Source organism: Mesorhizobium comanense (assembly GCF_005503535.1).
Taxonomy (GTDB): Bacteria; Pseudomonadota; Alphaproteobacteria; order Rhizobiales; family Rhizobiaceae; genus Mesorhizobium; species Mesorhizobium comanense.
In genome coordinates, this window is the sequence record NZ_SCNN01000023.1 from 1 (window position 1) to 14,926 (window position 14,926).

General features: G+C 63.8%; 11 protein-coding genes and 1 pseudogene. All 12 read right to left on the bottom strand.

The window, feature by feature from the left end; all coding sequences use genetic code 11:
• Nucleotides 1–273: 273 nt before the first annotated feature.
• The 12 genes and pseudogenes from FFS37_RS28365 to FFS37_RS28420 all read right to left on the bottom strand — a co-directional run bounded on the left by FFS37_RS28365 (nt 274) and on the right by FFS37_RS28420 (nt 14,843).
• The gene (locus FFS37_RS28365) at nt 274–1,539 is read right to left on the bottom strand and encodes an ABC transporter substrate-binding protein (protein ID WP_137934280.1); all 1,266 of its coding nucleotides are present in this window, start codon (nt 1,537–1,539) and stop codon (nt 274–276) included.
• A 38-nt stretch (nt 1,540–1,577) separates the two neighbouring features.
• Nucleotides 1,578–2,414 (bottom strand): carbohydrate ABC transporter permease, encoded by an 837-nt coding sequence (locus FFS37_RS28370; RefSeq protein WP_137934281.1) that lies wholly within the window; start codon nt 2,412–2,414, stop codon nt 1,578–1,580.
• The gene (locus tag FFS37_RS28375) at nt 2,411–3,334 is read right to left on the bottom strand and encodes a carbohydrate ABC transporter permease (protein WP_137934282.1); all 924 of its coding nucleotides are present in this window, start codon (nt 3,332–3,334) and stop codon (nt 2,411–2,413) included. Before FFS37_RS28375 ends, FFS37_RS28370 begins: the two co-directional genes overlap by 4 nt.
• Nucleotides 3,298–4,485, bottom strand: a pseudogene (locus FFS37_RS28380) (ABC transporter ATP-binding protein); the annotation flags it as partial. The pseudogene FFS37_RS28380 and the gene FFS37_RS28375, both read right to left, overlap by 37 nt.
• Complete coding sequence (locus FFS37_RS28385) at nt 4,482–5,318, bottom strand: metallophosphoesterase family protein (RefSeq protein ID WP_137934283.1); 837 nt, start codon at nt 5,316–5,318, stop codon at nt 4,482–4,484. The gene FFS37_RS28385 and the pseudogene FFS37_RS28380, both read right to left, overlap by 4 nt.
• Nucleotides 5,319–5,477: 159 nt before the next feature.
• Nucleotides 5,478–5,885, bottom strand: a complete 408-nt coding sequence (locus FFS37_RS28390) for a carboxymuconolactone decarboxylase family protein (RefSeq protein ID WP_137934284.1) — start codon at nt 5,883–5,885, stop codon at nt 5,478–5,480.
• A gap of 401 nt (nt 5,886–6,286) precedes the next feature.
• On the bottom strand, nt 6,287–7,783 hold the full coding sequence (locus tag FFS37_RS28395) for a sugar ABC transporter ATP-binding protein (protein WP_137934285.1): 1,497 nt from the start codon (nt 7,781–7,783) through the stop codon (nt 6,287–6,289).
• The gene (locus FFS37_RS28400; protein WP_137934286.1) at nt 7,783–8,829 is read right to left on the bottom strand and encodes an NHL repeat-containing protein; all 1,047 of its coding nucleotides are present in this window, start codon (nt 8,827–8,829) and stop codon (nt 7,783–7,785) included. Before FFS37_RS28400 ends, FFS37_RS28395 begins: the two co-directional genes overlap by 1 nt.
• A complete protein-coding gene (locus FFS37_RS28405; protein ID WP_137934287.1) occupies nt 8,826–10,949 on the bottom strand; it encodes an ABC transporter permease in 2,124 nt (707 codons plus the stop codon). Before FFS37_RS28405 ends, FFS37_RS28400 begins: the two co-directional genes overlap by 4 nt.
• A 75-nt stretch (nt 10,950–11,024) precedes the next feature.
• Nucleotides 11,025–12,050 (bottom strand): sugar ABC transporter substrate-binding protein, encoded by a 1,026-nt coding sequence (locus FFS37_RS28410; protein ID WP_137934288.1) that lies wholly within the window; start codon nt 12,048–12,050, stop codon nt 11,025–11,027.
• 87 nt (nt 12,051–12,137) lie between these two features.
• Nucleotides 12,138–13,124 (bottom strand): ABC transporter permease, encoded by a 987-nt coding sequence (locus tag FFS37_RS28415; RefSeq protein WP_137934289.1) that lies wholly within the window; start codon nt 13,122–13,124, stop codon nt 12,138–12,140.
• 270 nt (nt 13,125–13,394) lie between these two features.
• Nucleotides 13,395–14,843, bottom strand: a complete 1,449-nt coding sequence (locus FFS37_RS28420) for a DHA2 family efflux MFS transporter permease subunit (RefSeq protein ID WP_137934290.1) — start codon at nt 14,841–14,843, stop codon at nt 13,395–13,397.
• Between the last annotated feature and the right edge of the window lie 83 nt (nt 14,844–14,926).

Sequence of the window (14,926 nt, forward strand, 5' to 3'; positions counted from 1 at the left end):
GCGCTGGTCGACCCCCACTCCGCCGAGCTTCGCTCGACACCTCTCCCCCGATCGACGGGGGAGAGGAAAGGCGCCTGGCTTTTTGTCGTCAACGCTCGCCCAGCAAAGCTCCCTTCCTTTCCCTCCGGAGGGGGGAAAGGTGGCGCTGCGAAGCAGCGACGGATTGGGGGAACCACGTAGCAATCAAGCCTCGCGCCGATCCGTCACGCCAGTCACAAAAGACGCGTGCAAAGCGTAGTCCCTTGCGGGGAAGGAAGAAGCCACTACAAACCCCTACTGCGTCGGCAGCATGCCTTCGACATCGCTGGCCGCGTCATTGAGCGCTTCCTTAGGCGAGGCCGACTGGTCGACGATCCGCGAGAGATTGTCGACGATGGTCTGCGTCACCTTGACCCCGTTGGTGCCGGGGAAAGCGTACCACGGGACCATCAGCGGCATCTGGCTGAGGCCGGCCTGGAAGAGCGGGTTCTTCTTGTAGAAATCACCGAGATAGTCTGGTGACTTGGCCGCCAGCTCGTTGTTGGGGACATAGCCCGTGCCGGGCACCACGACGGAGGCGCCATAAGGGCCGGCGGCGAATTTCGCGAACTTCCAGGCAGCTTCCTGCTTGGCCGTGTCCTTGGTCAGGATGACGACGGCATTGCCGCCGGTCGGAAGATGGCCGTTGACCGGATCGATCAGCGGGATCTTGGCGGTCCGCAACGTGAACTTGTCGCCGACGTTCTTGATCGTGTTGACCAGCGCGCCCGTGGTCTGGAATTCGAAGCCGACCTTGCCGGCCGCGAAAGCCTGTTCGCCGGCCGGCTTGGTGAAGACCGGCATGCCGCCCTCCTTCACCATCCGCTCCAGGATCTCCACCGCCTTCTCGCCTTCCGGACCGTTGAAGGCGACCTTGCTTTCATCCTCGTTCAGCATCTTGCCGCCGGCGCCGAACAAAAGCGCCGAGAACATCCAGTCGTCGCCCTGCCAGCGGAAGTCGATGCCGTCGACGCCGTTGCCGAGTGCCTTGATCTTGCCGCCGAGCGCGATCACCTCGTCCCAGGTCTTGGGCGGATTGTCCGGGTCACCGCCGGCCGCCTTCACCAGGTCGGCATTGTAATACATGATCGGGTTGGAGGTGGCGAAGGCGAGGCCGATCTGCTTGCCGTTGACCTGCGCCAGCTTCAGGATCGTGTCGGAGAAGCCCTGCTCGGCCATGTTGCCGTCCTTCTTGACCAGCGGTCCGAGATCGACGGCGACGTCACGCTCGTTGAGCATGCGCAGGCGGTTGAGGCCGATGAAGGTGATATCGGGCATCTCGTCGGTGCCGGCCTGGCGCAGGATGGTCTGGATGCCTTCCTCATAGGTCGCCGACGGGCTGGCGAACTGGATCTTGATGTCGGGATTTTCCTCCATGAATTTCTTCGAGATCGTGTCCATCACGTTCTTGAAGAAGCCGGGCATCGGGTAGTGGACGGTCAGCGTGGTCTCGGCATAGGCCGGCAGCGCCGCCGCCAGCGACACCGCCGCGGCAGCGAAAATCCTGGAAAAGTGCTTCATCTCTGGTGCTCCTTGTTAGCCAGTCGGTTTCGGGCCGGTCAGCCTTTGAGACCGGTCATGGTGATGCCCTCGACGAAGCGCTTCTGCGCGAGCAGGAAAGCGGCGACGAGAGGAAGGGTGATGATCAGCGTGGCGGCCATCAGCGCGCCGTAGTCGTCGCCGGCTTCGGCGGCGCGGAAATACATCAGGCCGAGGGGCGGCGTGGCGTAGGCCTGCTTGCTGACCACGATCAGCGGCCAGTAAAGGTCGTTCCAGTGCGCCACGACGGAAAAGATCGCGAAGGCCGTCACCGCCGGCCAGGCATTGGGCACGATGACGCGCGCCACGATGCCGAGTTCGGACATGCCGTCGAGCCGCGCGGCGTGGAGAAGATCGTCGGGCATGGCGCGGAAAAACTGCAGGAACATGAAGATCGCAAACACCGATATGGTGAACGGCGCCACCAGCGCGGTGTAGCTGTTGAGCAGAGACATGCGGTCGAAGGCGACATAGAGCGGCAGCGCCGTTGCGTGGATCGGCACCAGCAGGCCGAGCATGACCAGCACCATCATCAATCGCGCCGCGGGGAATTTCAGCTTGGCCATGGCGTAGGCGCAGGGGATGGCGACCAACACCTGAAAGAAGAAGATCAGGCCGCACACGACGACGCCGTTCCACAACAGCGTCGCCATCGGCACCTTGGCGAACGCCTTGGCGAAATTTTCCGCGAAATAGAAATGCTGGGGGACGAGCGACAGCGCGGCGGTGAAGATATCGCTCTGCGTCTTGCCCGCTGTAGAGATCATGAAGATGTAGGGCGCAAGGATCATCAGCGCGCCGAGCGACAGCAGCGCGAAGCGGATGATGCGGCCGGCCGGGATGGCGGTGTTGCTCATGTGTAATGCACCCGCCGGTCGAGCACGCGGTACTGCAAGAACATCAGTACGACCAGGATCGCCAGGAAGACGACCGTCATGGCGGAAGCGTAGCCGACGCGCAGATAGACGAAGCCTTCCTGGTAGATGGTGAAAAGCAGCACTTCGGACGCCTTGTTGGGCCCGCCGTCGGTCAGCATCTTCACCGTCTCGAAAACCTTCACCGCATTGGTGACGCTGATGGTGACGACGAACAGCGTCGTCGGCCCGAGCATCGGCCAGGTGACCAGGAAAAACCGGTCGAGCGCCGACTTGGCGCCGTCGACATGGGCCGCGGCATAGAGTTCGCGCGGGATCGCCGTCAGGCCGGCCAGGAACAGCACCATGTTGAAACCGACCGACTGCCAGATGCCGATGATCGACAGGCTGTAGAGCACGGTGTTGGAGGCGCCGAGCCAGTTCGGGCCGGGAATGCCGGCAAGCGACAGCAGCGCGTTGAGCGGGCCGATCGTGGGATGGAAGATGTATTGCCAGACAGTGGCCATGGCGACGATGAGCGAGGCGACGGGCAGGAAATAGACAGTGCGGAAGAACCCGCGCGCCCGCCCCTCGCCCTCGATCAACAGGGCGACGCCCAGGCCGAGCACGATCGAGACCGGAGCGACGATCGCCGTATAGACCGACGTGTTCCACAGTGACCTGCGGAAGGTGCGGTCGTTCAAGAGATGCGCGTAGTTCTCAAAGCCGACGAAGCGGAACTTGCCGTAGCCGAGCTCGAAATCGGTGAAGCCGAGAAAGACGACAGCGGCCACCGGCAGGAGCACGAACAGCAGCAACAGCACGATTGCCGGTGTCGCCAGCAGCCAGGCCGTGCGGCCTTCGCTGCGCCGGTGAAGCGCGGCGGCATCCGGGACGATCCCCGCAACCGCGACGCTAGACATAGGCCGGTTCCTGCGGTGTGGCGGCCATATTGGCGATGCGCAGCCGCCGTCCCTCCGGGGCCAAAGACCATGGCCTGTTCGGAAGGCAGCAAGACCCCCACCGGCATGCCGCCGATCAGGTCCATCGCCTCATGTGGCGCGAGCTTGGCGACGACCGCATCGCCGGACAGATCGAGCCGGCAATGGGCGATCACCTCCGAGCCGAGGAATTCGACGCGCTCGATCCGCCCCGCGAGACCGCTGCGTCCATCGGGGGCCAGTTTGACGAACTCGGGCCGGATGCCGAGGCTGACCGGGCCATTCGCCACTTTCTCCAGCAGCGCCAGCCGGACGCCTTGGTAGTCGACACGGCCGGTGTCGGCGACAGCCGGCAGGATGTTGATCCTGGGCTGGCCGACGAAACGCGCGACCTCGATATGGGCTGGATCGTTGTAGATCGCTTCAGGCGCGGCGAGCTGCAGCAGATGGCCGCCGATCATCACCGCGACACGGTCGGCCATCGAAAGCGCCTCGGCCTGGTCGTGCGTCACATAGAGCGTCGGCACGCCGGCCCGGCGGTGCAGTTCGACGATCTCGCCGCGCGCATGGACGCGCAGATTGGCGTCGAGATTGGAAAGCGGCTCGTCCATCAGGAAGATCGAGGGCTGGCGCACCATGGCGCGCGCCAGCGCGACGCGCTGACGCTGGCCGCCCGACATCTGCCCCGGCTTGCGGTCGAGCAGCTGATCGATCTTGAGCACGCTCGCCATCTCGCGCACATCGCGTGAAATACCGGCGCGAATGCCCTTCTGGCCGGGAAGCAACGCGCCGATCAGCGGCAGCCGCTGCGAGCGGCTGAGCCGCTTCATGGCGAGCGGAACGGCGATGTTCTGGCCGGCGGTCAGGTGCGGATAGAGCGCGTAGGACTGGAACACCATGGCGATGTTGCGGTCGGCCGCCGCGACTGGAGCCATGTCCTTGCCGCCAACGATTATGCCGCCGCTGTCGGCATGGTCGAGGCCGGCCAGAATGCGCAGCAAGGTGCTCTTGCCGCAGCCCGACGGACCGACGAGCGCGATGAATTCGTCTTGCTCGACATCCAGACTGATGCCGTTGAGGATGGCGTTGCCGCCAAAGGACTTCCTCACATCGCGCAGCGACAGCGCGCTCATGACGCGACCTTCCGCCGGACCTTGTGCGCTTCGTGCGGATAGACTTCCTCGACCACGTCATCGAGGACATGGACTGTCATGCCGGGGATCGCGACGATCTCGCTGGCGAGCCCCTCGCCAAAATCGTGGATGACGGCGCCAAGCAGCCGCTCGCCCGGCATGTCGCGCTCCATGTCGCCGACGACGAAAGCCGCGGACGGACCCCAGATCAGCGACGTGTCCTTGTAGAGGCCTTGCCAGGCGCGGTGCAGGTGCCCGCTGGCGAACAGCGCGACATCGTGGGCCGCGATCAGATCGTAAAGGCGCTGGCGTTGCGCGGGTCTCACGCTCCAGTAGCCGGTATCGCCTTCGCCGGGTTTGTCGATAAACAGCGGCTTGTGGGCGAACAACGCGACGCGGCGCCCGCCACGGCTGTCCAGCGCCGCTTGCAGCCATTCGAATTGAGCGTCTTCCTCGGCGTCTTCGAAGCCCATCAACAGGCTGTCGAGCCCGATGAAGCGCCACATCCCGGCATCCTCGACCCAGTAGTCGGGGCCGACCAGCCGGCGCCAGCGCTCGAGGCGCCCGGCATTGACGGGTTGTAGCGAACCCGGCAGATGGCCGACATCATGGTTGCCTGGCACCAGCAGCATGGGCTGCCTGATTTCCCGCATCAGATCCATGCAGAAGCCGATGTCGTCATCCCTATCGGCGCCATCGACGCTGAGGTCGCCGGTGTGGACGACAAGATCCGCCCCGCTCTGCTCGATCCAGCTGGCCAGCGGTTCCCAATTGCCGTTGAAATGCGGCTTGGTCGGGCTGAAATGCGTATCTGTGATCTGGACGATTTTCATGCCGGCTCCATCGCGAGAGCCGGCCCCGGAGAACCAGGAGCAAGCGGCTTCGCATGGGGCCTGCTTAGTGCCCTTACATGTCACTTCCTTAACAGCATGGGGACAAATGTACCCGCCGCGCCTGTGGAGGGCCGGCGCGGTGAAGGACCAAATGCGGCCTCACTTCACCTCGAACTGCGGATCGACGGGGATCTGCATCGCCGTGACCAGATGGTTGGTCTGGCCGGCCAGCCCGATGATCGATACGAGCTCGCCATGCTGTGCGTCCGTCATGCCCTTGGCGCGCGCCGCCGCCGTGTGCGAGTGAACACAATAGGAGCAGCCGTTGGCGGTCGACACCGCGATATAGATCATTTCCTTGGTCAGCGGGTCGATAGCGCTGTCGGCAACCATCACCGCCTTCAACTGTTCCCACACCCGCTTCAGCGACGCCGGATCATTGGCCAGCCCGCGCCAGAAATTGTTGACGAAGTCGGATTTGCGCGTTGCCCTGATATCGTCGAACACGGCTTTCACCGCCGGGATCGCATCGACCTCGGTATCGCTGAGGAGTTTTGTGGTGGCCATGGGGTGGTCCTTTCGTTCGAACACGGTGTGAGAAATCTCGTTAAACCATCTGTGATGCAGACTGAATTGCCCCCATCCGCAACCTTGGCGTCCACTCTGCAACGCCGACAATTGGCGAAACCCGAGACCACCAGTCCCCTCTCCCCGTCACTATACGGGGAGAGGATGCCGGCAGGCAGGTGAGGGGCAGTGCCGACATTTCGAACAGGGAGGTTTGCCGAGCGTCACCCGCTCGCCACAGACTCGGCGCCTTTGTGCGGACAGCCAATCGCCAAGCTCAGCGCCGCCCCTCATCGCCCTGCCGGGCACTTCTCCCCGTATAGTGACGGGGAGAAGGGGCTGGCCGCGACTTTACCACCTCTTTCTGCAACGTCGAAAAAGGCGCCGGCATCAGCAGAGCCCTAATGTACCGCCGCGTACATGATCTTCTCCTCCGTCGCCTCCGCCGGTGAAAATTCCTCGACAATCCGCCCCTGCCGGCACACCAGGATCCGGTCCGACAGGTTCATGATCTCCGGCAAGTAGGACGAGATGACGACGACGGCCAGGCCCTCGTCGGCAAGCCGGTTGATGATCTGGTGGATCTCGGCGATGGCGCCGACATCGACCCCGCGCGTCGGCTCGTCGAAGATGACGATGCGCGGCTTCTGCACCAGCCCCTTGCCGATCACCACCTTCTGCTGGTTGCCGCCGGAAAGCTCGACCACGCGCGCATTGTCGTTGATCGCCTTGATGTTGAGCGTCCTGGTCCATTCCGCCGAAAGCTGCCGCATCTCCTGCTGGTTGATCACCCAGGCCTTTTCGCGGCCCGCCGCCAGCAGGCCGCCGAACAGGTTCTCGGCGATGCCCATCGTCTCGAAAATGCCTTCGCTCTTGCGGTCCTCGGTGACGTAGACAATGCCGTCGGCCACCGCTTCGCTGGGCACGAGATAGCGCACCGGCCTGTCATCCAGTTCGATCGTGCCGCCGCGCAGGAAATCGCGCTTGTAGATGCCCGACACGATCTTGAAGGTCTCGGTGCGGCCGGAACCGATCAGCCCGAACACGCCTGTGATCTGGCCCTCGAAGATGGAGAAGGAATTGTTGCGCACGACATTGCTCATCGAAATGTCCTGCACCGACAGCACCTTCTTGCCAGCCTTGCGCAGTTTCGCCTCGTCGCGCTGGCGGTAGATCTGGCCGGACAGCGTGCGCCCGACCATGGCCGCGACGATCCTGTCGCGGTCGAAGGCTGCCGTGTCGTCGGTGATGACCAGTTCGCCATCGCGCAGGATGGTGATGCGGTCGGCGATGGCGAGCGCCTCTTCCAGCGCATGGCTGATGAAGACGATGGAGACGCCGCCCGCCTTCAGCCGGCGGATCAAAGCGAAGAAGTGGCGTTTTTCCTCGGGCGTCAGCGTCGCCGTCGGCTCGTCGAAAATGATGATCTCGGCATTGTGGTGCACCGCGCGCGCGATCTCGACCATCTGGCGCTTGGCCGCGCCAAGGGTGGCCACCATGGCGTTGGGGTCAACCGGAAAATTCAGCGACTGCAGGAACTGCTGTGCTGAAATATACGTGCCGCGCAGCCGGTTGAGGAATTTCTCGGTCCCGAGATAGAGGTTCTGCGCCACCGTCATCGACGGGACCAGGCTGGTTTCCTGGAACACCATGGCAATGCCGGCTTCGAGCGCCGCGTGCGGCGAGGCGTAGGCGATCTCGCGGCCGTTGTGGAACATCCTGCCTGACGTGGCCTCGACGACACCGGCGATGATCTTGGTCAGCGTCGATTTTCCCGCACCGTTCTCGCCGAGCAGGGCGTGGATTTCGCCCTTGCGCAGATCGAACGTGACATTCTTCACCGCGGGCACGCCGCGATAGTTTTTGGTGACGTTTTCCAGGCGAACGATCGGCTCCATCAGAGAGCTCCCGTGTCGATGGCCAGCACGCAGTCGCCGCCCCTCGAAGCAATGAACAGCTTGCCATCCCTGTCCGCCACGCTGCAGATGCCGTGGCGCGTGCCGTTGGCGCGGCTGTGCAGGCTGAATTGCGGCTGCATCTTTTGGTCGAGCCTGACCACCAGCCCGTAAGAGCGGCTTGGCGACCACGGCTTGTGAATGCCCATGGTGCGGATGCCGCCGCATTGCAGCGGTTCGAGAAAACTGCGGCTGGAGGCCAGCGCCGGAGCTATCCAGTAAGCCGGCGGCACCTGGTCGATCATATCGCGCCGGTAGTGCGTTTCCTGCAGCACGAACTCGATCAGCCGGTTGCGCGGTGCAAACAGGGCCAGCCAGGCGCCGCCATCGCTCGCGGGCGACAGCCGTGCGGGATAGCCGGGCAGATGTGCCAGGATCGTGGTGCCGCTGCCTGCTGCGCCGAAGCGGACCAGCTGATGGCGCCAGCTTTCGCTGACCAGCACGTCGCCGCCGATGGGGTGCAGCCCATAGGGAAAAGCAAGTTCTCCGGCCAGCTTGCGGAAATCGCCGCCCGCCGCATCGCGTTTCCAAAGCGAACCGGACGCGCCTTTCGTCATCAGATCGGCCGCCCATTGCGACGGTGCATGCTCGGCCGAACCATTGGCCAGCCACAGCGCGCCGTCCTCGGCATAGGCCAAGGCCGTGATGCACCGGATACCAGCCGGCAGCGACACTTCCTTGCCCGAGATCAGCAGCTTGCCGGTTTCGAGCCCCACCGTGAGTTCGCCCGATGGTGACAACGCCAGCGCCGTCACCGCAGATGGAAAGGTCTCGACCACGACAGGCGCGACGCCGGCAGCAATCGAATAGAGGGCGTTGCCGCTGGAGGCCAACAACCTGTCTCTGGAAGCCAGCAGATTGTCCGGCTCGATCAGCTCGGCAAATGCTGGCGCATCGTCGAGCCGCGTGTTGGGCCGGAAGGCGCCGTCGAGCGGCGGGATGGTGACCGCCTTGCCGCGAAACACATCAAGGATCGGATCGAGGATCATGATTTTGCTCCCCAGTAGGAAGCCGGGCTGGTCCAGTCCGGGTCGGCGCCCGCAATCTTGTAACGGCCGATGCGGTTGTTGAGGATGCCGCCGACGAACAGATAGCCCTTGTGCTCGCGCATGGAGGTGACCATCGGATGGGCCGCGCCCGAGAGGTCTCCCATGGCCTCGACGATGCCGCCCTTCTCGTTGAACTTCACCACGCCGCCGGTGTTGATGTTGGGGAACAGCCATTCGTCCTGCGGCAGCCGGCGCGTCATGCGCTTGCGCATGTCGGGATGGCGCAGCGACAGGTCGAAGCTCGGCGTGCGCATGCCGAGCCACGCCATCCAGTAATTGCCGTCGGAAGCGCGGTTGATGTTGTCGGGATAGCCCGGCATGTCGCGGATGACGCATTCGGCGGTGCCGGCCTTCGGCCCTTCCAGCCAGTAGCGGTGCACCCGGCAGGCCCAGCTTTCGGCGAAGAACAGCGACTTGCCGTCATGCGCCATGCACACGCCGTTGGTATAGCGGTAGCCGTCGAGCAGCGTCTTCGTCGAGCCATCCCTGGGATCGTAGACCAGCAGCCGCCCCGTGGCCCGGTTCTCGATCGAGTCGAGCGCCCAGTCATGGGCATCGTAGCGCTTGGTCGAGTCCGTGAAATAGATGCGGCCGTCAGGCGCGATGTCGCAGTCGTTGGGATCGCGCAGCCGCGCATCGTCGACGATCGACGTCCAGGAGCGCGATGTCTCCGCCGACAGGCGTTTCACCTCCCGCTCCGGCGAGACGGAATAGAGCCCCATGGCGCCGACGCAGCTGATCAGGTTGCCCGATTTGTCAAAGGCCAGCCCCAGCGGAAAGCCGCCGATATGAGCGAAGACTTCCGACCTGACATAATCCGGCGCGAAGAAGCGAACGATCTCGCCATGGCGCGTGCCGCAATAGAGATGGTCGTCGCGATCGAGGATGACGTCCTCGGGGCCTTCCAGTTCTCCAAGACCGATATGGTCGGCCACCGACAGCCGGTTGTCGAGTTGGTAAGGAGTGCCCGAGCCGGGCACGGCCGACTGCGTCTCGCCCATCTTGAGATAGACGGGCGCGACATAGACCTCGTTCAGGACCTTGTGGCGGTTCTTCAGCCAGCGGATATCGATTGTGACGGCGACGGCCAGCATGATGCCGAGCACCATCTGGTTGGTACCGGTGCCGTAGCCCAGCCGGATCAGCCCGTTGGTCATGGTCAGCACGATGATGGCGCCCATCAGCCCTTTGACCACCGAGCCGCGCCCGCCGCCCAGGCTGACGCCTCCGACCACCGCCGCCGTCAGCGCCATGATCTCCAGGTTGAGGCCGGTGCCCGGCCCTGCCCCGCTCAGCCGGCAGGCGATGAGGAACCCGCCGATGGAGGCGCAGAAGCCGGAAAAGACATAGGTCATGAACACGGTGCGGCGCACGCGGATACCCGCATTGTGCGCCGAGCGCCTGGAGCCGCCCACGGCCAGCACATGCCAGCCCGGGCGCGAGCGCGTCAGCGCGATATGCGTGACGATGGCCAGGATGATGGCCAGCCACACCGAGACCGAGAGGCCCCAGAACGTGCCGTCGCCGATGAAGTCGAGCACATCCGAGCTTGCCTGGGAAAGCTGGACATCGGCGGCGTAGGTCGTCACCAGTATGTCGAACAGCGCCCGCCCGAAAATGAAAGTCACCAGCGTGGTCAAAAAAGCGCGCAGACGGAGATAGCCGACGAGGTAGCCATTGATGGCGCCGAAGATGAGGCCAGTGGCGAGCGCCGCGACCAGCGCCAGCCAGATCGACTGTTCCAGAATGAAGAAGACATAGACGGCCGAGAAGCAGGACAGCGCGAAGATCGAGCCGACCGAAAGATCGATGCCGCCGCCCAGCATCACCACCGTCATGCCGGTGACGACCATCGAGAACTCGCCGAGCTGGCGGGTCGATTCCTGCAGCGAGGAAAGTTTGAAGAAGCCCGGAATGACCGAGCCGAAGACGCCGAGCGTCGCCACCAGCGCCAGGAACGGGATAGCGTTGTCGGTCCAGCGTTTGGTCAGGATCTCGCCAACCAGATGGTCGGGCACGAGATTGTAGCGCCAGGACTGAAGGCGTTCACGAAAGGACATCGGCAGCCATTACTCAAGAGAAAGAGGCGGCCGAACTGATCCGGCCACCTCGTGGAGTCTATTCGACGGCGGGGCTTACTTCGCCGCCGCTTCGGCCTGCAGCGCCTTGAGATCCCAACAGCTGTCGGGCTTGAGGTCGGCCTTGGTCGTCGCCTTCTCCAGCGTGTAGATGTAGGTGTGCGAGGTGCCGGCCGGCTGGCCGCTCTGCAGCAGGAACTTGATGATGGCGTTCATGTCGCCCGACTGGCGGGCGAGGTCGGTCATCACCACGGCGCCATACGTGCCATCGGCCAGCTTGTCGCAGTCGGCGGCCTTTTCGCCACCACCGGTGGTGACCAGGAACACCTTGCCATCGAGCTTGGCGTCACGGATCGCCGCGGACGCCCCGGTGGCGTCACCATCCCAGAAGTCGATGATCGAGCAGATATCAGGGTTCTGCTGCAGCATGGTCGTCGTCACGTTGCGCGAGGTGGTCGCATCCCAGTTGGAGTCGGGCTTGGCGACGACCTTGAAGTCGGGATTCTTGTCCAGCACCTTCATGATGCCGGCATACTGATAGAGGCTCGAAGAGTTCGCCTGGTCGCCCTGCACCAGTCCGATCTTCTTCGAGGAGTTCGGACCGCAGCCCTTGATCGCGGCTTCGGCCTCGAGCTGGCCGAGACGATCCCAGTCGCTGCCGACAAAGGCGTCGGCCGGGAAATTGGCCGGATTGTCGACCAGGATCACATAGGTGCCGGCGGCCTGTGCCTTCTTCATCAGCTTGGAATAGGAGTTCAGGTCAGGTGCGTGGATGATCAGCACATCAGGCCTTGTATCGGACGAGATGGCGTCGGTGATGGCCTGCGCGCCGGCATCGACGACCCAGTTCGGATCGCGCGTCTCGAACGTGCCGCCCCAGCCTTCGACTTCCTTCTTCAGATAGTGTGCCCAGCCCTGCGCCAGGTCGAAGCCCATCGCCAGCGGCACCAGCATGACGCGCTTGCCGTTGAGCGCCTTGGCGTAGGCGGCCGGGCCGGGATCGTCGGCCGCGAAGGTCGGCGCCACGAAGGCGGTAACGGCGAGCGCCGTGGCCGCGGCCATCAATGTTCTGATCAGTTTCATGTCACGTCCTCTGGTTCGGTTTTCATTGCCGGCCGATCGTCGTGATCGCTCCGGGTACCCCCAAGCAGATGGGCTGGCCCATCTGCTCTAAATGTCGCCCTGCTGCGCAGTCTGTTCGTCGCGGGGATTGATGATGCCGTCGACGATGATGGCGCCGAGCAGGATCGCCGCCTTGATCAGGTTCTGGTAGAGCAGCGGAATGTCGATGATTGTCATGGCGTTGAGCAGGATGCCGATCAATGCGGCTCCCACCAGCACGTTGCGCACCCCGCCCCTGCCGCCCGACAGGCCGATGCCGCCGATCACCGCGACCAGCACTATGTCGTAGAGCAGCGTCGAATTGACGACGCGCGTGTTGATCGAATGCAGGCTGGCGGCTGTCAAAAGGCCGGCGATCAGCGCCACGAAAGCCGAGAGCACATAACGCAGCACCAGCATCGGCCGCACCGGAATGCCGATGTTACGGGCAGCAACCGGATTGTCGCCGGCGAAATAGATGTAGCGGCCCCATTTGGTGTAGCGCAGGAACAGGAAGAACAGGAAGGCAAGCCCCGCGAAGACGAACACCTCGACCGGAATGTCGAGGAAGCGCAGGCCGCCGAGCAGTTCGACCCAATGGCCCTGCGGCACCGGCACCGCGTCCTGCGTGATCAGCTGCGAGCGCACATAGCCGAAGACGAAGGAGCCGGTGGCGAGCGTCACGAAGATCGCCGGCACATCGGCATAGGCGACGAGAAAGCCATTGAGCAGGCCGATGGCGAGCACGCCCACCAGCACATAGGCGAAGGCGAGCCCGTCTGGCGTTCCCGTGTTCAGCAGTTGCAGGTACCACGCGACCGACATCGCCATGATCGCCACCGCCGACAGGTCGATGCCACGGCCGATGATGACGACCGCCATGCCCAGCGCCAGAATGCCCAGCACCGACACCGATCGCACGATGGCGACAATGTTGTCGGCGGTGAGGAAACCCGGCAGGCCTATCGCGGCGGCGGCAAACAGCGCGACCGCTATGGCAAAGACAATGCCTTCCTGGTTCAGGCTCCTGAAACTCGGCCGGCCGATCGCGTTCATTGTCTGCTTCACCCCGATGGCAGCGCTGCCATCCCTGAGGGAAAGCTAATCGGCTCAGCGCCGTTTCGTCAAATGAATCCGCGTTCAAAAAGCTGTCCGTCGGCAGGATTCCTGGAGTGGACGCATCGATTGCCAAAACTGGCGCAATGCCCGGAAACTCCTGCGTTTTTGGCAATTGTTTTCGGGATCGGGCGCATCTGCGAACACACCGCACCAAGCCGAAAGCACAAGGCGGAATTTAACCCTGCGATCAGCCCGGAAAGCCGATTTTCAGTTCCGAGCGCCGTGCCCGGAAACCTCGGCGCCGGCGCTCCTCGGCAAGGCCAGGAAACGGAACGACGTGACGAGGCCGATGGCCCCGATCACGAGAAAGGCGATTCGAAAATCGACGAGGTCGAGCGCCGGCTGGGCCCTTACGATCTGCGACAGGTTGAGGATCGCCGCCGCCACCGCGACCCCGAACAGCATCGCCACCTGCTGCAGCATGGAGGAGAGCGTCGCCGCCGAGCTGCGTTGCGGCGCGGCTATATCGGCGAAGGCCAGCGTGTTGAGCGCGGTGAACTGCATCGAACGCGACAGGCCGGCGATCAGCATCAGCGCTATCACCAGCGCTTGCGGTGTCTGCGGCGAGATCGCTCCGCAAGCCATGATCGACGCCGACGCGATGATGCCGTTGACGATCATCACCGAACGGAAGCCGAAACGGCGCAGCGTCGGCGTGGTCACCGTCTTCATGCCGAGATTGCCGAGGAAATAGGCCAGGATCATCATGCCGGCATCGACCGGCGAGAGGCCGAAACCGACCTGGAACAGCAGCGGCAGCAGGAAAGGCGTGGCGTTGATCGCCACACGGAAGATGGTTCCGGCGGCCAGCGTCGAGATGGCGAAGGTCTGCACCTTGAAAGACGAGAGGTCGAGCAGCGGATGCGGCGCCCGGTAGAGATGCCGCACGGCAATGAAGCCGATGGCGATGCCCGCGGAAAGCAGGGCTGCGGTCGGCAGCAGGCCGTCCTCCGGATGCGCGATGCGTTCGAGGCCATAGAGCAGGCAGGCGAGCCCGAGCGAGGTCAGGAAGAACCCCGGCCAGTCGAGCGGCTTGGCGTCGGCCTCGCGGTCACCGGGAATGAAGCGGCCGACCAGCGCCAGCCCGATCAGTCCAAGCGGAATGTTGATGAAGAAGTTCCAGTGCCAGGACAGGTAGGTGGTGATGAAGCCGCCCAGCACCGGCCCGACCACAGGCGCGAACAGCGCCGGCCAGGTGATCAGTGCCGTGGCGTTGAGGAGCTCGGATTTAGATGCATTGCGCAGGACGAGAATGCGCCCGACCGGGGTCATCAGCGCACTGCCCAGCCCCTGCACGGCCCGTGCGGCGACGAATTCGGTCAGGTCCCTGGAAACACCGCAGGCGAGCGAGGCCAGCGTGAACAGGGCGATCGCCACCAGGAAAATGTTGCGCGCGCCGAACCGGTCGGCCAGCCACCCGGACAGCGGCACGAACACCGCCATCGTCAACATGTAGACGGTGATGCCGATGCTCATTGCCACCGCCGGCACGCCAAAGGAAGCGCCCATCTGCGGCAGCGATGTCGAGATGATCGTCGAATCCAGGAGTTGCATGAAGAAGGCGATGGCGACGATCAGCGCCACGCGCCGCGCATTGGCTTCAGTCTCGGTCTTTATCGGCTGGGACGCGGTCTGGTCTTCGGAAACAACTGCCATGGCGAACCGGGTTGAACAGCATTCGGCTGGTTCAGTCCATAGATTGTCCAACAAACTTTCGTGTCGACTGTTTGCCTGTTATG